General features: G+C 35.0%; 34 protein-coding genes. 22 read left to right on the forward strand and 12 right to left on the reverse strand.

The genetic code is table 11. From position 1 onward, the window contains the following. From Z053_RS0101190 to Z053_RS0101245, 12 genes are all read right to left on the reverse strand, one after another. Nucleotides 1–711, reverse strand: coding sequence for a PepSY domain-containing protein (locus tag Z053_RS0101190; protein WP_025663201.1), 711 nt, complete (start codon nucleotides 709–711; stop codon nucleotides 1–3). A 2-nt stretch (nucleotides 712–713) separates the two neighbouring features. Further along, nucleotides 714–1,301 (reverse strand): DUF2911 domain-containing protein, encoded by a 588-nt coding sequence (locus tag Z053_RS0101195; protein ID WP_025663202.1) that lies wholly within the window; start codon nucleotides 1,299–1,301, stop codon nucleotides 714–716. A gap of 6 nt (nucleotides 1,302–1,307) precedes the next feature. Then, a complete protein-coding gene (locus Z053_RS0101200; RefSeq protein ID WP_025663203.1) occupies nucleotides 1,308–1,790 on the reverse strand; it encodes a nuclear transport factor 2 family protein in 483 nt (160 codons plus the stop codon). A gap of 17 nt (nucleotides 1,791–1,807) precedes the next feature. Next, entirely contained in the window at nucleotides 1,808–2,350 is a 543-nt protein-coding gene (locus Z053_RS0101205) for a potassium channel family protein (RefSeq protein WP_035094714.1), read from the reverse strand. A gap of 566 nt (nucleotides 2,351–2,916) precedes the next feature. Then, complete coding sequence (locus Z053_RS0101210) at nucleotides 2,917–3,462, reverse strand: DUF3347 domain-containing protein (RefSeq protein WP_025663205.1); 546 nt, start codon at nucleotides 3,460–3,462, stop codon at nucleotides 2,917–2,919. A 17-nt stretch (nucleotides 3,463–3,479) separates the two neighbouring features. Then, nucleotides 3,480–3,932, reverse strand: a complete 453-nt coding sequence (locus Z053_RS0101215) for a heme-binding domain-containing protein (RefSeq protein WP_025663206.1) — start codon at nucleotides 3,930–3,932, stop codon at nucleotides 3,480–3,482. After that, nucleotides 3,933–4,544: a DUF3347 domain-containing protein gene (locus tag Z053_RS0101220; RefSeq protein WP_025663207.1), complete on the reverse strand. Its 612-nt coding sequence runs from the start codon at nucleotides 4,542–4,544 to the stop codon at nucleotides 3,933–3,935. It lies immediately after the preceding gene. Nucleotides 4,545–4,582: 38 nt separating this feature from the next. Beyond that, nucleotides 4,583–4,969: a DUF302 domain-containing protein gene (locus Z053_RS0101225; protein ID WP_025663208.1), complete on the reverse strand. Its 387-nt coding sequence runs from the start codon at nucleotides 4,967–4,969 to the stop codon at nucleotides 4,583–4,585. A gap of 4 nt (nucleotides 4,970–4,973) precedes the next feature. Beyond that, nucleotides 4,974–6,191 (reverse strand): TolC family protein, encoded by a 1,218-nt coding sequence (locus Z053_RS0101230; RefSeq protein WP_025663209.1) that lies wholly within the window; start codon nucleotides 6,189–6,191, stop codon nucleotides 4,974–4,976. Then, on the reverse strand, nucleotides 6,188–9,925 hold the full coding sequence (locus Z053_RS0101235) for an efflux RND transporter permease subunit (protein ID WP_025663210.1): 3,738 nt from the start codon (nucleotides 9,923–9,925) through the stop codon (nucleotides 6,188–6,190). Before Z053_RS0101235 ends, Z053_RS0101230 begins: the two co-directional genes overlap by 4 nt. A 104-nt stretch (nucleotides 9,926–10,029) precedes the next feature. Next, the gene (locus tag Z053_RS0101240) at nucleotides 10,030–10,446 is read right to left on the reverse strand and encodes an HYC_CC_PP family protein (RefSeq protein WP_025663211.1); all 417 of its coding nucleotides are present in this window, start codon (nucleotides 10,444–10,446) and stop codon (nucleotides 10,030–10,032) included. Nucleotides 10,447–10,524: 78 nt separating this feature from the next. Then, nucleotides 10,525–10,959, reverse strand: a complete 435-nt coding sequence (locus Z053_RS0101245; protein ID WP_025663212.1) for a hypothetical protein — start codon at nucleotides 10,957–10,959, stop codon at nucleotides 10,525–10,527. 210 nt (nucleotides 10,960–11,169) lie between these two features. On the opposite strand from Z053_RS0101245, the gene Z053_RS0101250 reads away from it, so the two are divergent. The 22 genes from Z053_RS0101250 (at nucleotide 11,170) to Z053_RS0101355 (ending at nucleotide 26,184) form a co-directional block, all read left to right on the forward strand. Continuing rightward, the gene (locus Z053_RS0101250) at nucleotides 11,170–11,592 is read left to right on the forward strand and encodes an HYC_CC_PP family protein (protein ID WP_025663214.1); all 423 of its coding nucleotides are present in this window, start codon (nucleotides 11,170–11,172) and stop codon (nucleotides 11,590–11,592) included. Between the two features lie 181 nt (nucleotides 11,593–11,773). Next, nucleotides 11,774–12,355 carry a helix-turn-helix domain-containing protein gene (locus tag Z053_RS0101255; RefSeq protein WP_025663216.1) on the forward strand — a complete coding sequence of 194 codons (582 nt, stop codon included), beginning with the start codon at nucleotides 11,774–11,776 and terminating at the stop codon, nucleotides 12,353–12,355. A gap of 70 nt (nucleotides 12,356–12,425) precedes the next feature. Further along, nucleotides 12,426–13,031 (forward strand): WG repeat-containing protein, encoded by a 606-nt coding sequence (locus Z053_RS0101260; protein ID WP_025663217.1) that lies wholly within the window; start codon nucleotides 12,426–12,428, stop codon nucleotides 13,029–13,031. 57 nt (nucleotides 13,032–13,088) lie between these two features. After that, nucleotides 13,089–13,517: a c-type cytochrome gene (locus Z053_RS27690; protein WP_025663218.1), complete on the forward strand. Its 429-nt coding sequence runs from the start codon at nucleotides 13,089–13,091 to the stop codon at nucleotides 13,515–13,517. A gap of 95 nt (nucleotides 13,518–13,612) precedes the next feature. Continuing rightward, the gene (locus Z053_RS0101270; protein WP_241459799.1) at nucleotides 13,613–14,677 is read left to right on the forward strand and encodes an OprO/OprP family phosphate-selective porin; all 1,065 of its coding nucleotides are present in this window, start codon (nucleotides 13,613–13,615) and stop codon (nucleotides 14,675–14,677) included. Nucleotides 14,678–14,698: 21 nt separating this feature from the next. Further along, complete coding sequence (locus Z053_RS0101275) at nucleotides 14,699–15,019, forward strand: hypothetical protein (protein WP_025663220.1); 321 nt, start codon at nucleotides 14,699–14,701, stop codon at nucleotides 15,017–15,019. Nucleotides 15,020–15,093: 74 nt separating this feature from the next. After that, the gene (locus tag Z053_RS31265) at nucleotides 15,094–15,240 is read left to right on the forward strand and encodes a hypothetical protein (protein WP_160170036.1); all 147 of its coding nucleotides are present in this window, start codon (nucleotides 15,094–15,096) and stop codon (nucleotides 15,238–15,240) included. A 164-nt stretch (nucleotides 15,241–15,404) separates the two neighbouring features. After that, nucleotides 15,405–15,539 (forward strand): hypothetical protein, encoded by a 135-nt coding sequence (locus tag Z053_RS32055; RefSeq protein WP_262482469.1) that lies wholly within the window; start codon nucleotides 15,405–15,407, stop codon nucleotides 15,537–15,539. Nucleotides 15,540–15,551: 12 nt separating this feature from the next. Beyond that, nucleotides 15,552–15,767: a heavy-metal-associated domain-containing protein gene (locus tag Z053_RS0101290; RefSeq protein ID WP_025663222.1), complete on the forward strand. Its 216-nt coding sequence runs from the start codon at nucleotides 15,552–15,554 to the stop codon at nucleotides 15,765–15,767. 22 nt (nucleotides 15,768–15,789) lie between these two features. Continuing rightward, complete coding sequence (locus Z053_RS0101295) at nucleotides 15,790–16,005, forward strand: SHOCT domain-containing protein (protein WP_025663223.1); 216 nt, start codon at nucleotides 15,790–15,792, stop codon at nucleotides 16,003–16,005. A gap of 24 nt (nucleotides 16,006–16,029) precedes the next feature. Beyond that, nucleotides 16,030–16,476 (forward strand): hypothetical protein, encoded by a 447-nt coding sequence (locus tag Z053_RS0101300; RefSeq protein WP_025663224.1) that lies wholly within the window; start codon nucleotides 16,030–16,032, stop codon nucleotides 16,474–16,476. Between the two features lie 50 nt (nucleotides 16,477–16,526). Then, the gene (locus Z053_RS0101305) at nucleotides 16,527–16,802 is read left to right on the forward strand and encodes a DUF5676 family membrane protein (protein WP_025663225.1); all 276 of its coding nucleotides are present in this window, start codon (nucleotides 16,527–16,529) and stop codon (nucleotides 16,800–16,802) included. A gap of 3 nt (nucleotides 16,803–16,805) precedes the next feature. Next, nucleotides 16,806–18,086, forward strand: a complete 1,281-nt coding sequence (locus tag Z053_RS0101310; protein ID WP_025663226.1) for a multicopper oxidase family protein — start codon at nucleotides 16,806–16,808, stop codon at nucleotides 18,084–18,086. A 16-nt stretch (nucleotides 18,087–18,102) separates the two neighbouring features. Further along, nucleotides 18,103–19,257: a hypothetical protein gene (locus Z053_RS0101315; RefSeq protein ID WP_025663227.1), complete on the forward strand. Its 1,155-nt coding sequence runs from the start codon at nucleotides 18,103–18,105 to the stop codon at nucleotides 19,255–19,257. A gap of 6 nt (nucleotides 19,258–19,263) precedes the next feature. Beyond that, a complete protein-coding gene (locus Z053_RS0101320) occupies nucleotides 19,264–20,058 on the forward strand; it encodes an AlbA family DNA-binding domain-containing protein (RefSeq protein ID WP_035094591.1) in 795 nt (264 codons plus the stop codon). A 4-nt stretch (nucleotides 20,059–20,062) separates the two neighbouring features. Continuing rightward, a complete protein-coding gene (locus Z053_RS0101325; RefSeq protein WP_025663229.1) occupies nucleotides 20,063–20,770 on the forward strand; it encodes a lycopene cyclase domain-containing protein in 708 nt (235 codons plus the stop codon). Between the two features lie 80 nt (nucleotides 20,771–20,850). Then, nucleotides 20,851–21,297: a hypothetical protein gene (locus Z053_RS0101330; RefSeq protein WP_206539198.1), complete on the forward strand. Its 447-nt coding sequence runs from the start codon at nucleotides 20,851–20,853 to the stop codon at nucleotides 21,295–21,297. 29 nt (nucleotides 21,298–21,326) lie between these two features. After that, nucleotides 21,327–21,785 carry a universal stress protein gene (locus Z053_RS0101335; RefSeq protein ID WP_025663231.1) on the forward strand — a complete coding sequence of 153 codons (459 nt, stop codon included), beginning with the start codon at nucleotides 21,327–21,329 and terminating at the stop codon, nucleotides 21,783–21,785. 42 nt (nucleotides 21,786–21,827) lie between these two features. Then, nucleotides 21,828–23,213: an NAD(P)/FAD-dependent oxidoreductase gene (locus Z053_RS0101340; RefSeq protein ID WP_025663232.1), complete on the forward strand. Its 1,386-nt coding sequence runs from the start codon at nucleotides 21,828–21,830 to the stop codon at nucleotides 23,211–23,213. Beyond that, nucleotides 23,213–24,532: a Na+/H+ antiporter NhaA gene (nhaA, locus tag Z053_RS0101345; RefSeq protein WP_025663233.1), complete on the forward strand. Its 1,320-nt coding sequence runs from the start codon at nucleotides 23,213–23,215 to the stop codon at nucleotides 24,530–24,532. Before Z053_RS0101340 ends, nhaA begins: the two co-directional genes overlap by 1 nt. 1 nt (nucleotide 24,533) lies before the next feature. Further along, nucleotides 24,534–25,547, forward strand: a complete 1,014-nt coding sequence (locus Z053_RS0101350) for a type II glyceraldehyde-3-phosphate dehydrogenase (protein WP_025663234.1) — start codon at nucleotides 24,534–24,536, stop codon at nucleotides 25,545–25,547. 10 nt (nucleotides 25,548–25,557) lie between these two features. After that, nucleotides 25,558–26,184: a class I SAM-dependent methyltransferase gene (locus Z053_RS0101355; protein ID WP_025663235.1), complete on the forward strand. Its 627-nt coding sequence runs from the start codon at nucleotides 25,558–25,560 to the stop codon at nucleotides 26,182–26,184. The last annotated feature ends 4 nt before the right edge of the window (nucleotides 26,185–26,188 follow it).

Below are 26,188 nucleotides of genomic sequence, written 5' to 3' on the forward strand. Positions count from 1 at the left end.
TTATTTTTTTGTTTTCTTATTTATTTTCCTAATCGTGGGTGATGATGTATACCATAGTAAAAAACCACTTAATACGGTTATTAATCCTAACAACGAGAATGCTCTTAAAACGATGGTGTTAAAATTATCTCGCCCTTCATAGTCCATTGTATGTGTCATCCACAAAAAATCGAACCAACGCCAGCTGCGATGCCTAACAGTTTGGAATTTCCCATCATTTACCGATACATATGCTTTCAAGCCTTCATCATTTGCATAGGATATCACATAAGCAGGCAATAACCTTTCACGATACTCATGCTGTTTGTCCACTTCTGTTATACGCTCCACATTAACAATTTCCAATTCCTTATTCATATACCGTTTTGCCACATAAGTTGCTTCTTCTTTAGTTATTTCTGACTTTAACTTTCCGCTTAAAGCATTGTAAAGCTGTTGTTTATTTATCCAGTAATAAGGTGTGGTATTTATATCTCTTAGTTCTATTGTTCGTATGCCTTCAGACACATTTAGTTGAGCAGGACTTATAAGGTTTTGAAACGCTTTTGGTTGGTATTGTAAATTCTTAAATTGATCACCGTGTATGTCATCAATATCAGTCCAACTAAAATATAAACCACTGATAGTCCACATTAGGAATTGAATGCCAATGAAAAGACCTAAATACCGATGTGTCTTTCTAATTTTAACTGCTGTTTTTCTACCTACCATTATTATTGGTTTACTTTAAATTTGAAGGAAATAGATACCTTTTCCCAAGCCAAAGAAATAACTCCCTTGTCGCTTTCAACTTTGTTAATTTTATACTCTAAATGCTCCGTTATCTCTTCCGAAATATTAGGTTTCACCCTAAAACGCAATACATCATCTTTTTCATCATAGTCATCCTTTCCGTGTTGATTCCAGTTTGAATTAAAAATAACGATCCATTCCTTTTTTGAAGGAATTGTAAAAAACCCATATTTTCCGGAAGGTAAGATCTTGCCGTCAATGGTTAAATCTTTATTTGTTTCTATCCAAGTTGCATTATGCGCACCTGCTTGCCAAATCATATCATACGCCAATAATCCGCCAAATATGATTCTATTTCTAACCCCAGGTGATGAATAGTCAATATGAATGTGTGCTTCATCAATCATAGCCATCGTAGATGTATGTGGGCTCAACGGTTTTTTTATTTGCTTTGGGGCCGCTTCTGTTTTTGAGTTTTCCAAAACGGATTTGGTTTCTTTTTTTTCTTGTTTACAAGACATAAAAAGAAGCATACATAACGAAAGGCTAAAAAGAATATATGGTCTCATTAAATTTTATTTTTTATTTCTCGATGATGAATGCGTTTTAATAATTTTCCATTCTCCACTTATTTTCTTTAAAATAGATGTTGCTACTCCTTTTTTCTTTATGGTTCGAGAATTACCTTTATCGTCTGGATTTAAAACTATAGTATAGATGTAGGTTTCCGTCGTAAACGCATATGAAGTATCTACTTGCACATCAATCTTATAATCTGAAAATGTAAAACTTTTAAAGTGTCCTAATTCTGGACCTAAATGATGTTCTATATAGTGACTATAAGTTCCTTCGACACCTCCAGATTCAAATACTTCAGAGTCTTTTGTAAACAACTCGAATGTACCTTCCGTAGTAAGGCTTTGCAGTGCGTCTTTGTATAATTTCATTACTGAGATGACGGCTTCTTTATCTGTTTGATTTTTTACATTCTGCCCATTCGTTACGTTTACAGTTGTAAAGCATAGTATTAGGAGCGCTATTAATTTTAGTGTTTTCATAATCGTTGTTTATAGGGTTATTTATTGACGTGTATTCTATTAATGTTGGCAATACCAAAAACCAGTACCAAAAAACTCAAGAAAACTTCCATAATGACTAAGAGTTTACCAGAAATTGTTAATGGTACTATATCACCAAAGCTGACAGATGAAAAAGTGATCAGACTGAAATATATAAACTCAAAGAATTGCAGAAAAAATGAGCCATTAAGTAATGTGGCTAACTTAAAATTTTCTGAATTTAAAACATACAATGCCAGATAATCTGCTGAAAACGATAGCACTATCAATACTGCGAATAATGTAAGAACGTGCGTAAGTTGATGACTTTCACCTATTATTTTACTTAATTGTATAAAAGTGAGCCTATCGATAAAAACCGTTTTAATTAAGGCCAAACCAACGAATAAAAGAGGTAGAAGCGAGCTATCAAGGTTTCCTTTAGCCCATAATACATAACTTACTAACAAAGCTGTTACTACACTAGCGGTGAGCAATACTTTTTTAAAAAGCTGTTCGTAAAAGCTTGTGTTTTTTGATGTTATTGTTATGTCCTTCATACTCTTTTTAGTTAAATCTCCTAACCAAATAATTGAAGTGCCAACGCACCACCAATTATAAATATTAGTATTGCATATATTATATAATTGAACCACCTTTTAACTACAGATTTTTCTGTTTTGTTATGGCAACCGTCTTTGCAACAATCTTTCATTACTTTAGTTAAATCAAATTATAATTTTACTTAGTTATTATTTCATCTCAAATAGCACCTGAAAGTGAGAGTTAGACACTATCCATCAATCAAAAAACAGGTTCTCCTCTCAAAATCAAGTGCGTTTAATAAACTTCTCTTTTTCAAAAGTTTGTATTTTGCCTGGCAAAGGAAGAGAGATACTAGTACTTTGGGGGGATTTATTCTCTCTACCTTATGCAGGCTGTTATTAACCAAATCAACTTTTCTTTTTCAATTATCTTGTGCCTGACACGGGAAGGAACTAACACTAATCATCAACATTGTTTTCCTTCCCACGACAGGGCTTTTTAACTATCCTGAGAATCTAGCATCTTCTATCTACTGTTAACTAATAAACCAGAATGATAGATTGCTTGAGAAACAGATTATCTATTGAATAGTCTTTTGGACTTTTCCACATTTGAGCATTCGGCTTCCGTAGTATGGGTTTCTCACTTCTTCTTTTGTACTTAACCAAGCGCTACCCTTATCGTACATTGGACAAAACTGTTCGTACAGCTTATTCTTTGTACCTGTAATAGCTACCATATCGGTTATATCCTTAGTTAATGTCTTAAAATGTTCTCTTTGATGACCTATACCACTCTTTACTATATGTTCTGCGTGCTCCGTAGCATCTTCAATAATATCAGTCAATTCTTTTTGCTCTTCTGCTGTATAATTTGATTTATCAAACGCTTTTAGTGAAGCCGCCAATTTAGTACCTGCCTCAGCTGCTTTTTTAGAATCATCTGTCACCAAGGCATCTTTTAAGTTGAAATAATCACTTAAAATCGCTTCGGATTTTGCATCACTTTTCATATTCATCATTTTATCGTGATTATGATTGTGATTCATTTTTTCTTTTTCCTGTGCATTGGTAAAAGAAACTGTTAACAATAGCATTGCTGCTATACTCATTTTTAGATTTTTCATTTTATCTTTTTTTTTAATTATAAACTGTCTTTTAAATTTTCCATATACTTAACAACCTGCTGGATTTCTTCTTCTGAAAAAGCTGCCTTTTTATGAATCAAAGTATAAGAATCCAAAGGCATTTCGCTATTTTCAATTTGCTTAATAATAGATCTCAACTTACTTGCTTTTCTTCGACTTGATAGAGAATCCCACATATTGAAATTTAGCTCTGCTTTTCCTTCTTTGATATGTCCTTCTAGAAACCAAGCTACAGGTTGCACCTTGTTGTACCAGGGATATTGTGTATTGTTACTATGGCAATCATAACAAGAGGCCTGCAACTTGTCCTTGACATCACTTGGGACATCATTCACCAACATAAAGTCAGTTTTTGGAACACTATCGCTTTGATTGCGGTCTACGGGCATAAACTGTATACCCACAAAGGCAATCAATAAGATTATTGCTATGATTTTAACTACCTTCATTTAATTGATTTCTTGTTGAACTTTTCCGCAGGTTAGCATTTTACTACCATAATATGGGTTTTTAATATCCTCACTCATACTCAACCAAGCACTACCACCATCATACATTGGGCAGAATTGTTGATATAGTGTATTCTCTGTTCCTGTAATCGCAACCAGATCAGTCATATCCTTACTCAATATTTTGAAATGCTCGCGTTGGTGTGCGATATCGCTTTCCGAAATATGCTCTGCGTGCTCAACTGCATCTTTAACAATATCTTTTAAATCAGCCTTTTGACTATCTGAATAATTTGATGAAACATCAAGACTTCCTAGAGTTTTTGCCAAGGCTGAACCAAGTTTTTTCGCTTTTGTATTATCATCAGCTACCAAAGCATCTTTAAGACTGAAATAATCTTTTAATACGGCTTGTGAAGTGCCATTCCCACTCATTGACATTTCCTTTTTGTCAACATCGTGATTCATTTTTGAATGGTCCTCATTCGAATCCATCTCTTTGTGATGGTCTCCTGAGTTATTTTTCTCTGTTTTTGCATCTTTACAAGACACCGCTGTTAAGCTTATAAATGCTATTGCAACTACTCCTGATACTAATTTTAATTTGCTCATTTTGTTTTGATTTAAGTTTGTGCTTATTGTTTAGTGTTTTACAATTTTTCAATTACGTTTTCCAATTTTGCTGTAATCTCATCCGCAATTTTTTCTAATTTTTCATTCTCTACTGCCTGCATTGATGCCATTGGGTTTACCGCAGCAACCTCAACAACTCCTGCTTCTATTTCTTGTACTATAACATTACAAGGCAACATTGTTCCAATTTTATCCTCAGCTTGTAAGGCTTCGTGCGCATAGGGTGGATTACAAGCTCCAAGTATCCTATACTTTTTAAAGTCTACATCTAGTTTTTTCTTCAGAGTTTCTGTTACATCAATTTCTGTGAGTATCCCGAAACCTTCTTCTTTCAATTCCTTTGTAACTTTATCGATAACATTTTCGAAAGTTCCATTGACTATTTTATTAAAATAATATTTCATCTTTTTAATTACTTAAATAATTAATTACTGCTGATTGTATGTAATAACCTTTGATGGATTCAATAAGATTTATTTGAAATTTCAGCTGTAATTCCTGAACATCTAATACGTCATTAAAGTCGATGGTACCCGTTTCATAATTTTTAATCAAGATATCTTCTGCATCATTAGCTTGTTTTAAATTATCTGATTGAATATTGAACTTGATTCTCGCTGTCTCTCGGTTATATTTTGCATCCGCTAATAGTGTTTCCAGTTTATTTAATCTATCCTCTTTTTGGGATTGTATTTGCAACTGCTTTAATTCATTCTGTTTTGTTACAGACTTATACTTGTTATTAAAAATTGGAATTGAAATAGATACCATTGGCATTACAATGTCTTTTCCGTTATCACTAAAACTCAAATCAGGACGCTCAGAAACTGGCACGTAATCCAAGCCAAAACCTATATTGGGAGCACTCTCTTTTTGGTTTAATAACTCTGATTGCTCAACAGACTCATATAGCTTATCGTATTTGATAAGTTCAGGATTTAACTGAAGGTTCTCCGTTAAGATTAATGCGTCTTCATCTGGAATAAACATTTCCTCAACCACTGTTACAGCAATAGTCTCATCACGATTTAATAGATTGTTGAAGGTTACTTGTTCTGCAAGGTAATCTTGCTCTAATACTTCTTTTTGCTGTACAAGTTCATTTTGTCTTATTTGAAGGCGAAGTACATCTACTGCAGATGCTTTATCAACTTCTACCGATGTTAAGGCCAAACGTTCATAGGTTTCCAAAAGCTCAATGTTTTCATCAAGAACCAATTGTTTTGCTCTAATGGCGTATAACTTGTAGTAGGATTGAGAAACTGATAAAGCGAGTTTTCTTTTTGCTACTACAATATCTATATATTGAGTTTCCGCTATTGAGCTTGCATAGTTCTCTCTCGCTGAAATTGTTCCGAACCAAGGCAACATTTGAGATATTGAAAAACGTGCTCGTTGTGCACCTGTCCTGGTTTCTGGTTCGCTCACAAAATAGCCTGCACTTACCGTTGTATTTGGCAACGTATTGACCTCGTTCACCTTTTCTTCAGCGATGTTATAGCGCAATTCAAAAGCTTGTATCTCGGGATTATTCTTCTCGGCTTCCTGAATGTAAGAAGCTAACTGTTGTGCATTAGTTTTTGCGAAAGCGAAAAAAACAATTCCTATTAAAATTATATATCTCATTTTGTGACTCTTTTTAATTGAAATTCTTGTTTCCAGCTAAATAAAACTGGGACGACAAATAGGGTTACTAATGCAATGAGCATCCCTCCAAAAGATGGAATCGCCATTGGTATCATTATGTCACTACCGCGTCCTGTTGATGTGAGTACTGGTAGTAAAGCAAGAATGGTTGTTGCCGTTGTCATTAAACAAGGTCGAATACGTTTCTCTCCTGCCTCAACTACGGATGCTCTTATTCCTTTTCTGTCTTTAGGCTTGTTTTTGTCAAAGGTTTGTGTTAGATATGTAGCCATTACAACGCCATCATCTGTAGCAATACCAAACAGCGCAATGAACCCTACCCAAACCGCAACACTTAAGTTTATGGTATGCATTTGGAAAAGGTCTCTAAGATTTTCACCAAAGAAGTTAAAATTTAAAAACCAGTCTTGACCATAGAACCAAATCATTAAAAACCCACCAGCAAAAGCGACCGCAATACCAGTAAAAACCATCAGTGATGTACCAACAGAACGGAACTGGAAATAAAGAATAAGAAATATAATTGCTAATGCTAATGGAACTACTACTGCCAACGTTTTTTCGGCGCGTAGTTGATTCTCATACGTTCCCGTAAATAGATAGTTAATTCCCTTTGGAACAACTAGCTCTCCACTATCAATTTTTTCTTGAATAAGCGCTTGTGCATTTTCAACCACATCCACTTCAGCATATCCGTCTAATTTGTCGAATAGTACATACCCTACCAAGAAAGTATCTTCACTCTTAATAATCTGTGGTCCTTGTTCATAACGAATTGTAACAAGTTCACTTAGCGGTACTGGACTTCCTTTCTCTACGGGCACATAGATATCCTTTAAGTCACTTGGATTTGCGCGTAACTCTCTTGGATAGCGTACACGGATACCGTACCGTTCTCTACCCTCAACTGTTTGGGTGAGTATCATTCCCCCAACAGATACTTGAATGACTTGCTGTACTTGTTCTATAGAAATTCCGTAACGTGCCAGCCTTTCTCTATCAATATCCAAAAGCAGGTAAGGTTTTCCTACAATACGGTCTGCAAAGACAGCTTCATCCTTAACACCATCCGCCTGTTTTAGAATGTCTTCCAACTGCACTCCAAACGCTTCTATCTCGTTTAAATCTTGGCCTTTTACTTTAATTCCCATTGGTGCTCGCATACCTGTTTGTAGCATCACCAAGCGGGTTTCTATGGGTTGTAGTTTAGGTGCTGAAGTAACCCCAGGAAGCTTTGTAACCTCGACGATTTCTTTCCATATATCGTCCGGAGAGTCTATTTCTGGTCGCCAGTTTCTAAAGTACTCACCATCATCATCTGGTATTAATTGTGAACGAATTACCGAAAACGGGTCTTTGATTTTAGAAGCATCATAGTCTGCCTTTTCATCTACGTCATTGTTAGGATTTACAACCAGGCTTCCATCTTTGAGGATAAATAAGCCATCCTCATTTACTTTAAAACGTTGTCTAACTCTTTTATCATTTAAAATATATTCTGATTTATATTGAATAACATTCTCATACATTGATAACGGTGCAGGGTCTAACGCCGACTCTGTACGCCCAGATTTACCCACCACAGTTTCAATTTCTGGAATGCTGGCTACAGCCATATCTAATTGCTGTAAGACACGTTTATTTTCTTCAACACCTGCGTGAGGCATTGAAGTAGGCATCAAAAGAAAAGACCCTTCATTGAGCGATGGCATAAATTCCTTACCTGTATTATTCATAATCATAACTCCAAAAATTATGATGGCAGTAGGCACAGAAAGGAACAACAGCTTGTTTCGTAGTGCCCAATTTAAGATACGTACATAGTACTTTCTGAAAAGTGTAAACACTCCTAGAAGACCAAAACAGATAAGACCTACAAAAAACAAATTAATGAGTATACTACGATCTACTCCCAGTGGCCTCCAATATTCGGCCAACAAAAATATAATGGCAAAAGCGGATACAAATATGTTGATGATATTGGCACGTTTCGTTGTGATTTTCTCTTTTAGCGAAAGAAGGCCAACGATACCAAATGCAACCAATACCAACCCTAGAGGATATCCAAAAATAAGGGCTAAAATACCGAAAACAACCAATGCTCCATTTAGTATATAACTAAACGATTTTTTTATGCTACGTTTTTTAAAGAAATAAGCGGCAAATGGTGGTATTAAAAATAAAGCTACAATAAGAGACGCTGTTAGTGCAGACGTTTTAGTGAAGGCTAATGGTCTAAATAATTTTCCTTCGGCACCAATCATTGTAAACACAGGAATGAAACTAATGATAGTGGTCATTACCGCCGTCAATATCGCACCAGAAACTTCTGCTGTTGCATTATATACTACCGTATTAATAGGAAGGTTTTTGTTGTTTTCGTCGATATGCCGCAGCACATTTTCTGATAGAATAACACCTACATCGACCATTGTACCAATAGCAATAGCAATACCAGATAAAGCCACGATGTTAGCATCTACATTAAATAGCTTCATTGATATAAACACCATCAATACAGCTACTGGTAATAATCCTGAAATTAATACAGAAGCCCTTAAATTGAATACCATTATGATGATGACAAAAATGGTAATCAAAATCTCTAACGTGAGTGCCTCATCAAGTGTACCCAACGTTTCTTGAATAAGCTCGGTTCTATCATAAAAGGGAACAATGGTTAATTGTGATGTTCTACCATCACTCAATGTTTTTGACGGTAAACCAGAACTTAGCTCATTTATTTTCTCCTTAACATTATTAATGACTTCCATCGGGTTGGCACCATAGCGAGCTACAACCACACCACCTACAACTTCCGCACCCTCTTTATCTAAAAGCCCTCGTCTAGTGGCAGGTCCGTGAGATACTTTAGCAATGTCTTTAATTCTAATTGAAGTAAAATCTTGAGAGGTAACTACTGCATTTTCTAAATCTGAAAGTGTTTTTATATAACCTAAACCTCGAATAAGGTATTCTGCTTGATTGATTTCTAAAGTCTGGGCACCAACATCCTTATTACTTTGCTTTACTGCTTTTACAACTTCATTTAAACCAATTTTATATTGTTTCATCAATTCAGGATTAACATCCACTTGATACTCCAATACATACCCACCGATAGAAGCTACTTCCGAAACACCACTTGCTGAGGATAGCGCATACTTCACATAAAAATCTTGTATACTTCTTAATTCCTGTAAATCCCATCCACCAGTTACATTTCCGTTTTCATCACGACCTTCTAATGTATACCAGTAAATCTGCCCAAGACCTGTAGCATCAGGACCTAGAGCAGGATTAACACCATCAGGAAGCAATCCTGCTGGCAATGAATTTAATTTTTCGAGAATACGACTTCGACTCCAGTAGAATTCTATATCTTCTTCAAAAATGATATAGATACTAGAAAAACCGAACATCGAAGAGCTACGTATGGTTTTAACTCCTGGAATTCCCAGAAGTGATGTGGTTAGTGGATAGGTAATTTGATCCTCGATATCTTGTGGGGAACGCCCATCCCATTTTGTAAATACAATTTGTTGGTTTTCGCCAATGTCGGGTATGGCATCCACGGCTACAGGATTACGTGGTAGAGAACCAGTATTCCATTCAAAAGGTGCATTTACAACACCCCAAGCCACGAATAAGGCTAGCAACAAAACAGCTACTAGTTTATTTTCTATTAAAAATTTGATGCTTTTATTTAGCATAGAAATGAGTTTTAAGTAATTATAATTTTTGTTTTTAAAAACAAAAAACAAGCAGTTTAGTCCATACAATTTAATGCTGAACTACAGTACTAATTACTTAAAAATCAAATAAGGAAAGTTTGGTCTAAAACTTGAACATCCCTAACCAAGAGAGGGGGAGAATAATCTACAAAAGAAGTATTTTCTGTTTGTTGTTCTGTAAACAGATTTATGTATGAATAGATAAAAGTAGCAACCAATAACTGTTGCTCTTTATCTAATTTATGAAAAGATGTTTTTAAATTATCTTGTCCATCAAGCACCAACTGTTCATCACTACAGCAATCTTTCTTAGTAATATTACATTCTGACGAAGTTGACTTTTTTTGAACCTCCATACCACAAGATTCAACAGAACCAAACATTGAGGTATCCACTAATACGTCACCACAATAATGGCTTTCAATAGTGAAAGACAACGTTGAGATGAACACTAAAAGTGCCATACAGAATGATACTATTTTATAAAAAATCTTTTTCATTAATATTGCAAAAGTAAAAAAAATTTAACAATTTAAAATCATTTAACATAATTTTAAATTGCTTATTCAAGTAAAACACTAACTCTTTTCAATTGATTCACTTAACGTTATAACATATTCTACAAGATTCTTAATCTCTAAGGGTGGGTTACCGTGATCAAAGTGTGACGATTCATATGAATTGCCATTTATAAAGACTTTCAATTTTGCATATGCAGCGCCATCAAGTTCCCGTTTCTCTGATGAGGCTTTAAAAGTGGAAAGTTTTTCAAGTTTTATTTTGTCGGTCAAATCTACTAATTCCTTCCATTCTTTATTTTTCATTTTAATTGTAATGTCTTTCTTTCCATCCCTATCTTTTCGAAAAACAAGTGTCTCTTTATTTACAGTAATTTTTTTATAAAAACCACGAGAAACAGCTTCGTATTCCAAAGAAGGTTCATTCACTCCCTGCTGAGAAAATAATGACTGTGCAATTGTAATTGCTAAGATTGTTATTAGTAGTCTTTTCATAATTGACACTAAATTATATTTTTACATTTTACAAACTTATTAATCTGTACTTTATTGAAATATGACAAAAATCATCTTTCTGTTTAATCTTTAGATTTATATTTGTACCAATACAAAATTATTTAAAACCCATAAGACATTAATTATAAATACATTAAGAGTGTAATTATATTTTTCCAGATGTTAAACAAAATTTCTTAACTTTACAAGGTGAAAACATTTTTTACTAAAATATTGTCTTTCTTTTTGGCGGCATTCATATTGTTGTCAGCCTCTTCCTTTACGGTGAATATGCATTTTTGTGGTGACGTATTAGTGGATATGGCATTTTTCAGCAAAGCTGAAGCTTGTAAGGATAAGCTTCAAAAAGAAGATAATCCTTTTAAAAAATGTACTTCTTTACAAGAAAAGGATTGTTGCAACAACCAGACTATTCTAAAAGAAGCTAGTGATACTTTTAAAAAATCAACTACGGTTATAGGAGTTGATACTTTAGTTTTCTTAAATACATTTATTTACTCTTACATTAACCTTTTTGAAGGACTAGAGAAAAAAATAGTACCTTTTGAAATCTATAGGCCGCCCTTGTTGTCCAAGGACATCCATATTCTACACGAGACTTATTTAATTTGATTTTCTACATCGCGGTAAAAGCCTTTTTACTGCACAATTAGTCATAGCCAAAGCATAGCCATTGGCTAAAAGCTGTTGTATCCAATTCCCTACAATATTATTTAGCACACAATTCTGTAAAACAAATACTTATATAGATTAGACTATTGAGCAAAAGCCCAATAACAATACCTTATTAATTATGACACAACCAAAAGAATTTTGGGTTAAAAATATGGTGTGTAGTCGTTGTTTAAAAGTAATTAAGCAAGAGCTACAAGAACTAGGAATAGCCGTCCTTTCGCTGGAACTAGGAAAGCTTTTAGTAGAAGCACCAGGTATATCCGATGCACAAATTAACCAAGACGTTACTAAAGTACTTCACGCAAATGACTTTGAAATTGTAAAAAGTGAAGAAGAGATGCTTGTTGAAAGAATAAAAATTATTCTAATCGAACAACTTGTTGAACTGCCATTGACTTTAAAGGTCAAGACTTCAGAACATTTATCATCTGCCCTTCACCGAGATTATAAGTCATTAAGTAAACTATTCTCTTCTAAAGAAAAGACCACCATTGAAAAGTACTTTATAAAGTTAAAAATTGAAAAAGTAAAGGAACTCATTCAGCTTAAACAACATTCCTTTTCTGATATAGGATACTTGCTGGATTACAGTAGTGTTAACCATTTGTCCAGACAGTTTAAGGATGTGGTAGGTATGAGTATGACCGATTATAAAAACACAGAAAACTGGAAGCGGAATTATTATGATGAAATTATATAGATAAGAACGAAAGTTATGCAGATGAAGGCTTAAGGCATTCGCTAATTTCATCGAACTAAAATTAATCAAAATGAAAACAATCTTCCTCACATTATTAATGATCCCAATACTTGGATTTGGGCAAACTTTAGAAAATATTGACTTTATTTCCCCTTTTCACAACGGTCTTGCCGCTGTGAAAAAAGCAAACGAATGGGCATTTATTGACCAAAATGGGACTGTTACTGTTGACTTTAGAGATGACTTAGTACTCATTGAAACAGAAGAGGGCAACTATCCTATGTTCAGTAATGGAAAATGCATTATAGCTCATAAAAAAGACGGTGTATTCTATTACGGATACATCGGCAAAAAGGGTGAGATAATTATCAAACCACAGTTTCTTAATGCTTTAAACTACCAAGGCGATAAGGCTTTAGCATTAACAGTTTATAAAGAGACTATAGGCTACAATGATATTTTTAAAAAAGATGTGGTTAACTACCATTATTTTGAAGTGGTCATTGATGAAAATGGAAATGTAACAGACCATTTAACTCAATTAGCTAAACATATTTCTCCAAAATACACTAAAAGCAAAAATCCACCTGTCATCACATCTAAGATTATTTCTGACAATCTAATAGCAGTAAAAGGCAATGACAAGAAATGGATTGTAAAAAAAATATCGCATTGAATTTCATAATGAAGCAATCCAATTAAACACCTAATTAAAAAAATAAATTCTAATCATATGAAAGCAAAAAAAGTTTTTTTCAGTATACCCCTTCTAGGGTTGATATATTTCATAACGGTGAGCTTTACCAATTCCCCTAAAAAAGAATACGCTCCTATAGAACAAGATAAATGGGTCGCACCGGCAAGTGCGGATAAAATAAAGAATCCATTAAAAGGTGATGCAAAAGCAGCTGCATCGGGCAAAAAGATATACAAAATGCTATGTTTTGTATGCCACGGCCCTAAAGGAAAAGGAGATGGTATGGGTGGCACAGGGCTTAAACCAAAACCAGCAGACCTAACAAGTACAGCTTTTCAATCGCAATCAGATGGGGCTATTTTCTGGAAACTAGAACAAGGACGTTCCCCTATGCCCTCCTACAAAACTTCAATCCCAGAAAAAAAACGCTGGGAGATTATTAACTATTTAAGAACTCTGAAATAATGAAAAAGCTAATCTTAACACTTTTCGTGTTCGCTTTTGGCTATCAAGTTTATGGTCAAACATACAACACTTTTGAACCGAGCAAAACTCAATTTATGCTCAGAGGTTACGGACATACCGGTTTTGAATATATGGATACCGGTGATGAAGAAGAATCCACATTTTTAGGTGCTGCCTTTGCCCCTATCTTTTTATACAAACACTCAGACAGGCTTATGTTCGAGGCAGAGTTAGAGTTTGTACTAGAAGGCAATGAATTAGAGGTAGGGTTGGAATATGCAGATGTGATGTACGTGCTCAATAAGAATATGACGGTTAGAGCCGGTAAGTTTCTTCTTCCTTTTGGAACATTTATGGAACGATTACATCCTGCTTGGATAAATAGACTCCCTACAAGGCCTTTAGGTTTTGGTCACGATGGTATTGCGCCTTCTTCTGGCATAGGGGTCGAATTAAGAGGGGCATTTGACCTTGGTGGGCCAAAACTTAATTATTCAGTCTATTCTACAAATGGTCCAAGACTAAAAGATGGTAGTGAAGAACCTGAAGAAGCTGGTATTCTAAAATTTCAAAACTATGAGGACAACAACCTGGCTAAAGCTTATGGAGGTCGTATAGGGGTTTTACCTTTTTCTGATTCTTCAGCAGAATTAGGATTCTCAGCCTACTCAACTAGTGGAACTGGTAAGGAAGATTCTCAATATGAAGATGTTGGTGCCTTTCTATTTGCGCTAGACTTTTCATATGTAAAGCCTATATCGCCATTAAAAGGAATTGTAGATATCAAAGCCCAATACAATAACTCTAATGTAGATACGGCAACATTTATAGAAGTACACGAAGATGGAGATGCTGAAGAATATTCATTTGATAATCAAAGTAATTCATTTTACGCCCAAATAAGCTACAGGCCAACAATGGCAGGAAGTGATTTTATGAAGAAATTAGAATTCGTGGGGCGTTATTCTGATTTTAATGCTCCAGAGGGTGCGGAATGGGAAGAAACATCAGTTCAATATGCCTTTGGGCTTAACTATTGGTTAAGCTGGCGCTCAGTAGTGAAATTTAGTTACCAAACTACCGAAACAGAAGGTGGACACGACGGAGATGGTATTACCAATACTGATGGACTATTTCTCCATTGGGCGATTGGATTTTAATTGAATCATAAAACAAGAGATATGAAAAAAGCATATAAAATATCAGTAGCAATAACATCGATTCTTATTGCTCTAATTACGATAGTCGCTTGTTCGTCTACTAAAGAGGTCTACACACCTGTTCCTGATACAGAAGTAGCAAGTAGTGAAGAAGAATTTAAGATAGAGAAATCAGGAGCTCAACTTTGGGGCGAGGTCTGTAACAGATGTCATATTGCCCCTTCTCCTGCAGACTATAACGATACAGATTGGGAAACTATTAGTCTTCATATGCGAGTAAGAGCAAATCTTACAGAAAAGGAAAGCAAGAAGATAGAGGAGTTTTTAAAATCTGCTAATTAATAGCTGATAACCCATTCCTCTAGTAGTACAAATAGATTACAGAGAATGGGTTTACAAAACAAACAATAACATTAATGCTAAAAATGATAAACGGAGGAAAGATGGTGGGCAGTATGATGACAATGATACACGAAAAAGGAATGATGAGCAATAAAGGAATGGATATGAAGAGAATGAACAAAATGGATTCTTCGGAAAAAGATGACCATAAACATCACTAATAAAATCTTAAAACTAAACAATTATGAAAAATAACCACTGGATACGGATAATTATAGGTTGTGGCTTACCAATACTATTCATTTTTTTAGCACCCTCTTTTGGCATAGGTGGGGGCTCTTCTCTTTTCATCTTTATATTATTTATGTTCGCTATCCATCTATTTATGCCACACGGGTCTCACGGCCACGGAAGGCACAAACATAATAATGGAAACCATAATGGTCACGACCATAATCAAAAGCAGTCGAATGATGATTCAGAAGAGAAAAGAAAAGAACATCAACATCAACATCATTAAAATTTAAACACAATGAAACAAAAATTTCAAATAAACGGAATCAGTTGTGGCGGATGTGTTTCAAGGGTCAAGAAGACATTGGAAGAACATCCGAATATCGAAAAAGCAGAGATTTTTTTAGCACCAAAAGGTGCCACAATTATTACTATGAATGAAACTCTTTCGGTTCCAGAAATACAAAAGCAACTTGATGTACTCAATGGATATACAATTACAGAAATAAATTAATAACAACTTAAAACTAAAAATTATGCATTTATACGATGGACATTTTGGAGGAATGCACCTTATATGGTGGATTATTTGGCTCATTTTTATCGTTTGGATTTTCTTAATCCCAACAGATATACCCTATCAAAAAACAAAGAAGGACAGCCCGCTAGATATTCTCAAGAAGCGTTTCGCAAAAGGGGAGATATCAAAGGAAGAATTTGAAGAATCAAAAAAGGCTCTGAAGTCAGAATAAGGATAATAATTAAATGAATAAATTATGAAATCAATATTGAAAAATGCTGGAGTGATTTTGCTGATGACTCTCATGTTTTCAGCCTGTTCACAGAAAGAAGAAAGTTCTTTAGTCGAAATGGTCAAGGAACCAAAACAACAAGAAGAAGTATTGGCTTTAATGGCAGAAAACCATGATTTGGGCAAAAAATACATCGATAAGATGATGGGCAATGACCACGCCACAGGTATGATGGTGGATGAGTTGGTCAAGGCAGCTGCAAATGATACTATTCTAGCAGGGAAATTAAGTAGTATGATTACTAAATATCCCGACTTGATGCTACTAACTACACATCATTTCATGCCAGTAATTGCAACAGACGAACATATGAGCGATGCCTTTTGTGAACATGCATTGGAGAACGAAAGTATTGCAGAATCCATGTGTCAGAAAATGAAGAGTGATAAAGATATGAAACCTTGTCATTAATTATCAATTAGATAAATTAATTTATTACAATAATTCAAAATCATAAAAATATGTACCGATTAAACATAAAAAAACTTGGGTTTGCCTTTGGTCTTACTGGTGCCTTGATTTATCTAGGCTGTATGATCGTTATGGCTACTGCAGGACAAGAAGGCACAATTGTTTTCTTCAATAGCCTCTTACACGGTTTGGACACTACCAATATTATAAGGATGGATGTTCCCTTATTGGAAGCATTTTTTGGAATTATACAAACCTTCATTCTCGGATGGCTTATTGGTGCTTGTATAGGAGGTTTTTACAACGCTCAAATCAAAACCAAATAATATATGGACAGAAGAGATTTTTTAGCAACGGGAGCTATGTCTACTGCAGGAATGCTGTTTATCCCAGGGGATTTACTTGCAAACGAAGCCAAAATGGAGAATAAGCAAAGACTAGTTAAGCCTCTACCTTATAAAAGGGATGGGGAATGGAAAGAATTTGAACTTTACATAGATCTTCATATTCACGAACCTGCACCAGGATATAAATATCACACATTAGCCTTTAATGATATGATTCCTGGACCAGAGATTAGGGTAAATGCTGGCGATAAAGTACGGGTAAAATTCATCAATAAAACAGACCTAAATCATACGATTCATTGGCACGGTATTTTTGTGCCGTGGCGTATGGATGGTGTGCCATTTGTTACACAGCTTCCCGTTATGCCAAAAAACGAATTTATTTATGAATTCGTGGCAGAGCCAGAAGGCACCCACTTTTACCACTGCCATTGGGGAACCCTAATGCATATGCAGGCAGGTATGTTTGGTAGTTTAATAGTGGAAAATCCAAAAGACCCAATCAAGGAAAAATTCCCTTACGAAAGAGAGTATACTCTAGTCTATTCTGCTCACGATACCAATTATATCCGCGAAGAAATGAACGGAATGTTAGAACGAATGAAACAGCGAAGTTTTTTAATGAAAAATGGCCGTTTCAATAGTGAACAGTGGGGTGTCTTTGATAATAAAGAACAATTTCTTGCCAGTATGGAAAATGGCTATCAGCCACCATATGTCACAAATCGCAGATCCAATGCAGAATTACCTCAGGCTAATTGGTTTACAGTAAATGGGAAATCATACCCATCAACACCATACTTGTTTATTAAGTCAGGTGAAAATATTCGAGTGAGGCTAATCAATGCAGGTGCAGAAACACATCATCTGCATTTACACGGACACGATTTTTGGATGGTAGCGGATGATGGTGTGCCACTAGAAAATCCTTGGAAGAGAAATACCGTACCGCTTACACCGGGAAAAACTTTCGATATCATCATTGAGGGAAAAAATAGAGGTATTTGGACATTCCACGACCATGATACGCGTAAAGTAACAAACAATGGTTTATACCCTGGAGGTAACTTACTGGCCTTAGTCTATGAAGATTTACCAGCCGATGAGTTGATTATTTCAAAACATTCTGGAAACCCGATGTACAATTCAAGTACCGATATGGGTATGAAAGGAATGAATTCTATGAAAAATGAAAATACGGGTGATATGAATAAAATGATGTTTGGAGATGACAAATTACCAAAAATAGCATTAGATGAATAATTAATATCAAAAACAAATGAATAAACTCATATACATATTTCTAATAATATCAAGTCTATCTTATGGACAAATTACCCCAGAATTTGAAGTCGGTGCCAAAGGTGTTTTCTCAGGAAACTTAAATTTCAATTCAGACGAATCTAGCGCAGTATCTGATTTTTCAGATACTCAGTTGCTTTTAGGATTGAGCCAGAAGTTATATAATAATTGGCGTGCACAATTTGTATTAGGTCTTCAATTTCCTGATGCCAACTCTAATCTAGGTGAAGTTTTCTACAATAATATTTTTATACGGCTGGAGGACAAAACCAATATTTTTAAAGTAGGACGAACTCTTGCACAGACCAATTTAAACGAATTTCCAACATTACGTGATGATGACGCACAACAATTTGTCTATGCGCTTAACCCTTTTTCTGATGGTGTAAACACAGAACGTGACCAATATGCTAATGTATTAGAATACACACATGTATTCAAACAACGATTTTTTGTCTCAATACACGGTGAAAACTTCTATGACAGTTTAGAGCCTGACGATTTTAGATTAAACTCTATGGGGCTCTCGTTAGTCTACAAAGTACCTGAAAGCCAAAGGTGGAATAGGAATATTGTACAGCAAATCGGGTTGAGTTATAACAACTATTTTACCGATAGATCTGGCTATTCTAATGATTTTGACTCTTCGGTCAAAAATCTACTCTTTAGTACGGTGCTGAATTTAAAGCCAGACCCAATAAACTTTGTGGATTTTAAGTTTCAAGCTATTCAAAATTTTGGATGGGATGAAATAACGCAACTCAATGATTATTTTGATTACACCAGAACGCAGTCAACATCTCTTTTTGGCACTTTCAGGTATTTGAAGCAAAAATTAGAACGTCCACATTATCAAATTTCTGTTGGTGGTGGTTATAAATCCTTAGACAATTTAACAACTGATTCTAATCAGTTAATGTTTATAACAAATGGGTTTTATCGCTTGGGCGAAAACTTTGATATAGGTCTTCAATATCGCTACACAGAAAATTCAGGATTTACTCAAAGTTTATTCGGAAAGAATGAGCATCGCATTCAATTAGCTATTGTGTATTCATTCAGTCAAATATTCAATAAGCAATTTGGTAACCGTGAAGACCTATTAAACTTAGAACATAATTATATCAAATAACAGCAAGTGAGTTATACTGCACAAAATATTAAAACAATAATTGTCCAAATAGTGATTTGGGCTGGTGTTTTTTATTTCTTGGTACACCCTTTTACAATGGTGCTCTATTGGTTTGAATACAGTAACACAACATTTTCATTTGCCTTGTTCCAAGATGTTTTAAAAACTCGTTTTTTAGATTCTTTCACATTCGATATGAGGGGAATGGGTGGCATACTCACACTTTTAGGAAGCTTTCTGGGTATAATTTCTGGACTATTTTTTAGAACTATTAAACGAAAGAATAGGCTTATCGGTGCACAACAGCGATTACTTGTTCGTGATATTGAAGAGTTAATCGAATCTGGCGAAAATGAACGAGTAGAATTTAAGTCTTCCATACGCTATGACTATTATCGTAAGGCAACCAATCGCGATTTAGAAAGGGTCATTGCTAAAACCATTACGGGTTTTATGAATGCAAAGGGTGGAAAATTAATTATTGGCGTTGATGATGACGGAAATGTTTTAGGATTGGAAAAAGATTTTAAAACTCTTAAACACAAAAACAGAGATGGTTATGAACGAGAATTGTTCAGAATTATTTCTACACAATTAGGTCACGAGGCTTGTTTCAGCAATCACATTTCATTTTACAAATTAAATGGTGAGGATGTATGCGTAATAGATATTGAACCTTCTGAAAAACCCATTTATGTCAGCGATACCGAAAACACAACCTTTTATGTTAGGACTGGTAACGCCACTTACCCCTTGACGGTTAAAGAAGCAGTTAATTATTTAGAAACTAGAAAACTATAAGATTATGCAATACGTCTGGTTTATATGGTCACTTATCATTTTGGCACTTTGGTTTGTTATTTACTTGGCAAAGAAAGGTTTTAGAAAAAAAATGCTAAAAATGAGCCTCATTACTATGCCTTTTGGTCTTACAGAGCCATTGTTTGTACCAGAATATTGGATGCCACCATCACTTTTCAATTTAGCAGAAAAAACAAGTTTTGATATTGAAAGCCTCATTTTTTCTTTTGCCATAGGTGGTATTGGCGTAGTACTTTACAATCTTATTTTTAAACAAACCCTTGAAAAAATAACACATACAGAGCGTAGTCATAAAAGGCATCACTTGCATAAATACATCTTATTTGTACCAGCTATTGTCTTCCTTATTCTAGCATTTTTTACATCACTCAATCATATTTATTGTGGCATTATAGCCTTATTTATTGGTGGTTTGTCTACGCTGTATTGCCGTCCAGATTTAAAGGCAAAGATATGGGTTGGGGGCATCTTGTTTACAATACTATACTTTATCTATTTTGGAAGTATCCTTCCTTTTTACCCCCTATATGTTGATTTGTATTGGAACCTTGACAACCTTTCCCATATTCTTGTTTTAGGTATTCCTATTGAAGAATTACTTTTTGCATTCACCTTTGGAATGTATTGGTCTGGCTTATATGAACATTTGTATTGGCAGAAACTTATAAGCTCTAATAAAACTCATAATTAATTTAAAACTTTAAAAAAATGAAACAAATATCTTCAGCTCAAAAGGACATCAGCGTTCAGGCTATTTCGATTGAAAAACCAATGAGAAAATCATATCAATTAGCCGTTAGTGTGCTAATGCTATTACTACTTTCAATAGCACTTGTATCCTGTAATGACAAGAAAAAAGAAGTTGACAAACCCATTTCACAGGAAACTGTGCAAGCATCTAATAGTAAAAATATAGACTCAACCGAGAACTATGAAATTGTTCCAAACGAAAAAGTCTGTATGGTCAATGATAGGTTTATGGGTGTTTCCCAAATAGCCATTGACGTTAAGGGTATTACGTATTATGGTTGCTGCGAAAATTGCGTAGAAAAACTTCAGAAAAACATAGATAATGTCCGTTTTGGAACAAATCCAATTAATGATACAAAGGTAGATAAAGCTTCGGCAATAATTGTACAAGATAAAAGTAATGGAAGTGTTTTTTACTTCGCTTCACAACAAGACGCCCAAACCTTTATAAACAATAATAAAGCGTAAGATATTTCTATTGATAAACCATTAAAATTATGAAAATAGTATTAGCTATAGACAGTTCAGATTTCAGCAAAGCAGCTGTTGAGCAACTTAACAGAATGACGTTACCACCAAGCACTGAAGTTTGCATTATAAATGTTTACGAATTTCCCACAGCACTTGGCCCAGAATTGATAACCACCGGTGGTAGCTTGAACAATTATTTTGAAGAATTCATAAGTGGTGCTCAAAAATTAGGTAACAAAATTGTTTCAGAAGCTAGTGATGCCCTAAAAAGTATAAATAAAACACTTACCATCACCACAAGTGTTGTTAGTGGATTGCCTAAAAGTGCTATCCTAGAAAAGGCTGAAGACTGGGATGCTGATTTAATCGTAGTTGGCTCTCAAGGTCAGGGTGCGCTCTCACGCCTATTATTAGGTTCAGTTTCTCAATATTTAGCTACCCACGCTAAATGTTCAGTAATGATAGCAAGAGATAAGAACGATTAGTAAAATACACCTTGTAAATGACTGTAGAACCTTTAATGAAATATGAAAGATAAAGATATACATAACAACATATTAAAATCGTCTTGTAAGATCGCAAACGATATATGCCTTCCCGATACAGAATGGCCAAGAGTGGTTATTATTGGTGGCGGTTTTGCAGGTTTGGCATTGGTTGAAAAATTAAAGCACAAGGCGATACAGGTAGTATTATTTGACAAGAATAACTTTCATCAATTTCAACCGCTCTTATATCAAGTAGCAACAAGTGCTTTAGAACCAGATAGTATAGTATTCCCTTTCAGAAAACAAATTAGTGGCTATAAAAATGTATTGTTTCGATTGGCAGAAGTACAGGAAATTCAACCTTCTTCAAACACCATAATGACCAATAAGGGAAGTGTTTCTTATGATTATTTGATATTGGCGACAGGCACCGCCACCAATTTCTTTGGTATGGATACCGTAGCTGAGAACGGCTTGGGGATGAAGGATATTCGGGATTCACTCAACATTCGCCATATGATGTTACAAAACCTAGAGCAAGCAGCTATTACTTGTGATGATGAAGAACGTGATGCTCTGACTAATTTTGTTATAGTAGGCGGTGGTCCCGCAGGAGTAGAAATGGCAGGAGCTTTAGCAGAATTCTGCAAATACATTCTTCCAAAAGATTATCCAGAGTATCCCTCGTCAATAATGAATATTTATTTGATAGAAGCGAATAAAGAGTTGTTAAGTACGATGTCTGATAAAGCTAGCATAAATACATTGAAATATTTAAAGAACCTTAATGTAAAGGTACTTTTTAATGAAGTGGTTAGTGATTATGATAGTACAATAGTTTCCACCAAAAGTGGGAAAACCATATTAGCAAAAAACCTAATATGGACGGCTGGTGTAAAAGGCCAGTTTCCAAAGGGTATTGATAAAAAATATGTGGTTAAAGGTAACCGAATAAAAACCGACCCGTTTCTAAAAGTAGAAGGTCACAAAAACATTTTTGCCATTGGCGATATTGCAGCACTCATTTCCGAAAAAACACCGAAAGGACATCCACAAGTAGCACAGACAGCTATTCAACAAGGGAAATATTTGGGCAATTCAATCCTAAATATCATACAGGACAAACCTATTAAACCTTTCAAGTACAAAGATAAAGGAGCATTGGCAACTGTAGGGAAACGTAAAGCAGTAGCAGATTTAGGCAAACTTGAGTTTGTAGGTTATTTTGCTTGGTTATTATGGTCTATCGTGCACCTGATGTCAATAAGCGGTTTTAGAAATAGATTGATGGTTGGTTTTAATTGGGCGGTAAGCTATTTCACTTATGAGAAGAGCAACCGCCTGATTATTAGAAATTTTAATAAAAAAGAAATTTCAAAATCCACTACTAATTCGCAAACCACAGTTAAAAACTCATCGCACTAATGAAAAAAAGAACAGCATACAGTAGTGTCTGGAATATACTAAACACCAATAAAGTGTTGAGTAATACAGGTATTGTGCTGTTAATAACAGTAATAATAGCTATGCTTTGGGCTAATTCACCTTGGCAAGGCATCTACCAAAATATTCTAAAAACTACTATTTCAATTAGTATAGGCAATTTTCAATTAACTGAACCACTCTTACTTTGGATTAACGATGGTTTAATGGCACTGTTCTTTCTTCAGGTAGGTCTAGAATTGAAAAGAGAAATACTAGGAGGAAAACTATCAACACCACAAAATGCTATACTGCCTATAGGAGCAGCTATAGGTGGAATGGTATTTCCTGCCCTCATATATTATATCTTTAATACTTCTGGTGAGGCATCCCAGGGTTGGGGAATACCTATGGCCACAGATATTGCCTTCTCTTTGGGAGTATTAGCTCTTTTTGGGAAACGCTTGCCCACAGCATTACGTGTATTCTTAGTATCGCTTGCCGTGGTAGATGATTTAGGTGGCGTGCTAGTAATTGCACTTTTCTATACTTCTGGTATTTCTACAATGGATTTATTCCACGCCTTTCTTTTCTTTGGATTACTAATTATTGGTAATTACGCTGGAATAAGAAAAACTTGGTTCTATGCTATTATAGGTATTGGCGGTGTATGGCTAGCTTTCTTTTTCTCTGGAGTACACCCTACCATTGCTGGAATACTAACAGCTATAGCTATACCTGGTCGTGTAAAAATTAACGAGGCTATATTTCTACAACGTCTTGCAGCATTGCACACAAAGTTCGATGAAGAAAAATCAGTTAAAGGTTCTCTAATTTCTAATTCGCAACTAAAAATACTCAAAGAAATAAAAGTTACAAGTTCAGAAGCTGAAACACCTCTTCAGAAACTTGAAAATGCTTTAGATCCATTCGTGAGTTTTATTGTATTGCCATTATTCGCTTTTGCAAATGCTGGCATTCATCTTCACGGAAAAGTATTTGAAGTACTTACCCATCCTATAAGTTTAGGAATTGGTTTTGGCCTCGTATTCGGAAAATTTATTGGTATCGTTTTATTTTCCAGAATTTTAGTGTTTTTAAAGTTAGCAAAACTTCCTAAAAACATTAATTGGTATCAAATTTATGGAGTTGCCTTTTTAGCAGGTATCGGATTCACGATGTCAATTTTCATAAACGAATTGGCCTTTGCCAATGAAGAATTTATCTATACCGCAAAAGTTAGCATTTTATTTTCTTCACTAATTGCAGGCATTATCGGTTCCATCATCTTAATAAAAAATCAAAAACTTAAAACAGTATAAAATGAAAAAAATAGCAGTAATAGGATACGGAGTTATCGGAAAGAGAGTGGCAGATGCCATCAACTTACAAAACGATATGAACCTCTCAGGAGTATGTGATGTCATTAGCGATTGGCGCATTCAAAATGCCGTAAGAAAGGAATATGACATTTATGCAGCAACTCAAGACGCTGCTGATAAAATGGAATCTGAAGGAATATCGGTAAAAGGCGATATGCTAGACCTTTTAAAGAATTCAGACCTCGTTGTGGATTGTACCCCCAAAAAGATTGCCGCAAAAAATGTGGAAATCTATAAAGAACAGAACATCAAATTTATATTGCACGGTGGAGAGAAACACGAAACTACGGGACATTCCTTTAGTGCCGAAAATAATTATGAATCTGCTCTAAACAGGGATGCAACCAGAGTAGTCTCTTGCAATACAACTTCTATACTGAGAACGTTAACAGCGTTAAAAAGAGCTGACTTACTTGATTATGCAAGAGGAACACTTTTAAGAAGAGCTACTGACCCTTGGGAAAGCCACCTAGGTGGTATTATGAATACGATGGTGCCGGAAAAAGATATCCCGAGCCATCAAGGTCCGGATGCTAAAAGCGTTGACCCAGAATTGGATGTGATTACTTCGGCGGTGAAAGTACCTGAAACCTTAAGTCATATGCACTATTGGAATGTGAAATTAAAAAAGCAAGCAACCAAGGAAGAGGTATTGAACGCATTTAAAACTTCTAGCCGAATCAAACTAATTCGTTATGACCAGGGGTTGGTTTCAAACAATACTATTAAAGAAATGTTCTTGGATATGGGACGGCCTTGGGGCGATATGTACGAAGTAGCACTTTGGGAAGATATGCTAAAGGTACAGGGTGATGAGCTTTTTTATGCCTACATCGTCGATAACCAAGCTATTGTTATACCTGAAACTATCGATGCTATTAGAGCGCTCACAGGAATAGAAAAAGATGGTTCAAAATCTATTTTAAAAACAAATCAGAGCTTATCTATTTTATAAAGAAAAGCGAATGAATACCAATGAAAAAATAAAAAAACGCTATAACAGGATTGCAAGTTACTTTGACCTTTTGCAAAAGCCAATGGGTACAAGTGGATTTGATAAATGGAGGAAAAAATTAATTGAACAAGTAAATGGAAAAACTCTTGAAGTAGGAGTCGGCACAGGTAAAAATTTAAGGTTTTACAACCGTGATATAGATTTAACCGCTATTGATTTTAGTAAGAATATGCTTGAAAAGGCAAAAGCAAAATACAGAAAAGAACTACCAATGGCGAACTTCATGGAAATGGATGTAGAAAATCTGGATTTTGAGGATAACACCTTTGATACAGTAGTCACTAGTTGTGTGTTCTGTTCTGTTCCAAATCCTATAAAAGGTTTACAAGAAATTAAGAGGGTGTTAAAACCAAATGGGCAGCTAATTATGCTTGAACACGTTAGAAGTAACGGCAAGATTTTAGGCGCTCTTATGGATTGGTTCAATTTTATACCATTAAACATAATAGGCGATAATATTAATCGTAAAACAGGCGAAAACTTAAGAAAAGCAGGATTTACCGATATAGAAGAAGTAAAACTTTGGAAGGATGTTGTAAAATTCTTCAACGTAAAAAATGATTTTTTAAAACCATAAACTA

This window comes from Aquimarina megaterium XH134, from assembly GCF_000520975.1.
Lineage (GTDB): Bacteria > Bacteroidota > Bacteroidia > Flavobacteriales > Flavobacteriaceae > Aquimarina > Aquimarina megaterium.

Excerpts from the sequence above, each read along its gene's own strand:
- Z053_RS0101200 (WP_025663203.1), bottom strand. The coding sequence starts at position 1,790 with ATGAAAACACTAAAATTAATAGCGCTCCTAATACTATGCTTTACAACT.
- Z053_RS0101330 (WP_206539198.1), top strand. The coding sequence starts at position 20,851 with ATGAGAAAATCATATCAATTAGCCGTTAGTGTGCTAATGCTATTACTA.
- Z053_RS0101350 (WP_025663234.1), top strand. The coding sequence starts at position 24,534 with ATGAAAAAAATAGCAGTAATAGGATACGGAGTTATCGGAAAGAGAGTG.
- Z053_RS0101235 (WP_025663210.1), bottom strand. The coding sequence starts at position 9,925 with ATGCTAAATAAAAGCATCAAATTTTTAATAGAAAATAAACTAGTAGCT.
- Z053_RS0101305 (WP_025663225.1), top strand. The coding sequence starts at position 16,527 with ATGTACCGATTAAACATAAAAAAACTTGGGTTTGCCTTTGGTCTTACT.
- Z053_RS31265 (WP_160170036.1), top strand. The coding sequence starts at position 15,094 with ATGCTAAAAATGATAAACGGAGGAAAGATGGTGGGCAGTATGATGACA.
- Z053_RS0101230 (WP_025663209.1), bottom strand. The coding sequence starts at position 6,191 with ATGAGATATATAATTTTAATAGGAATTGTTTTTTTCGCTTTCGCAAAA.
- Z053_RS0101355 (WP_025663235.1), top strand. The coding sequence starts at position 25,558 with ATGAATACCAATGAAAAAATAAAAAAACGCTATAACAGGATTGCAAGT.
- nhaA (WP_025663233.1), top strand. The coding sequence starts at position 23,213 with ATGAAAAAAAGAACAGCATACAGTAGTGTCTGGAATATACTAAACACC.
- Z053_RS0101310 (WP_025663226.1), top strand. The coding sequence starts at position 16,806 with ATGGACAGAAGAGATTTTTTAGCAACGGGAGCTATGTCTACTGCAGGA.
- Z053_RS0101205 (WP_035094714.1), bottom strand. The coding sequence starts at position 2,350 with ATGAAGGACATAACAATAACATCAAAAAACACAAGCTTTTACGAACAG.
- Z053_RS0101335 (WP_025663231.1), top strand. The coding sequence starts at position 21,327 with ATGAAAATAGTATTAGCTATAGACAGTTCAGATTTCAGCAAAGCAGCT.
- Z053_RS0101300 (WP_025663224.1), top strand. The coding sequence starts at position 16,030 with ATGAAATCAATATTGAAAAATGCTGGAGTGATTTTGCTGATGACTCTC.
- Z053_RS0101210 (WP_025663205.1), bottom strand. The coding sequence starts at position 3,462 with ATGAAAAATCTAAAAATGAGTATAGCAGCAATGCTATTGTTAACAGTT.
- Z053_RS0101215 (WP_025663206.1), bottom strand. The coding sequence starts at position 3,932 with ATGAAGGTAGTTAAAATCATAGCAATAATCTTATTGATTGCCTTTGTG.
- Z053_RS0101275 (WP_025663220.1), top strand. The coding sequence starts at position 14,699 with ATGAAAAAAGCATATAAAATATCAGTAGCAATAACATCGATTCTTATT.
- Z053_RS0101195 (WP_025663202.1), bottom strand. The coding sequence starts at position 1,301 with ATGAGACCATATATTCTTTTTAGCCTTTCGTTATGTATGCTTCTTTTT.
- Z053_RS0101245 (WP_025663212.1), bottom strand. The coding sequence starts at position 10,959 with ATGAAAAGACTACTAATAACAATCTTAGCAATTACAATTGCACAGTCA.
- Z053_RS0101315 (WP_025663227.1), top strand. The coding sequence starts at position 18,103 with ATGAATAAACTCATATACATATTTCTAATAATATCAAGTCTATCTTAT.
- Z053_RS0101255 (WP_025663216.1), top strand. The coding sequence starts at position 11,774 with ATGACACAACCAAAAGAATTTTGGGTTAAAAATATGGTGTGTAGTCGT.
- Z053_RS32055 (WP_262482469.1), top strand. The coding sequence starts at position 15,405 with ATGCCACACGGGTCTCACGGCCACGGAAGGCACAAACATAATAATGGA.
- Z053_RS0101220 (WP_025663207.1), bottom strand. The coding sequence starts at position 4,544 with ATGAGCAAATTAAAATTAGTATCAGGAGTAGTTGCAATAGCATTTATA.
- Z053_RS0101190 (WP_025663201.1), bottom strand. The coding sequence starts at position 711 with ATGGTAGGTAGAAAAACAGCAGTTAAAATTAGAAAGACACATCGGTAT.
- Z053_RS0101340 (WP_025663232.1), top strand. The coding sequence starts at position 21,828 with ATGAAAGATAAAGATATACATAACAACATATTAAAATCGTCTTGTAAG.
- Z053_RS0101260 (WP_025663217.1), top strand. The coding sequence starts at position 12,426 with ATGAAAACAATCTTCCTCACATTATTAATGATCCCAATACTTGGATTT.
- Z053_RS0101225 (WP_025663208.1), bottom strand. The coding sequence starts at position 4,969 with ATGAAATATTATTTTAATAAAATAGTCAATGGAACTTTCGAAAATGTT.
- Z053_RS0101270 (WP_241459799.1), top strand. The coding sequence starts at position 13,613 with ATGCTCAGAGGTTACGGACATACCGGTTTTGAATATATGGATACCGGT.
- Z053_RS0101290 (WP_025663222.1), top strand. The coding sequence starts at position 15,552 with ATGAAACAAAAATTTCAAATAAACGGAATCAGTTGTGGCGGATGTGTT.
- Z053_RS27690 (WP_025663218.1), top strand. The coding sequence starts at position 13,089 with ATGAAAGCAAAAAAAGTTTTTTTCAGTATACCCCTTCTAGGGTTGATA.
- Z053_RS0101295 (WP_025663223.1), top strand. The coding sequence starts at position 15,790 with ATGCATTTATACGATGGACATTTTGGAGGAATGCACCTTATATGGTGG.
- Z053_RS0101240 (WP_025663211.1), bottom strand. The coding sequence starts at position 10,446 with ATGAAAAAGATTTTTTATAAAATAGTATCATTCTGTATGGCACTTTTA.
- Z053_RS0101325 (WP_025663229.1), top strand. The coding sequence starts at position 20,063 with ATGCAATACGTCTGGTTTATATGGTCACTTATCATTTTGGCACTTTGG.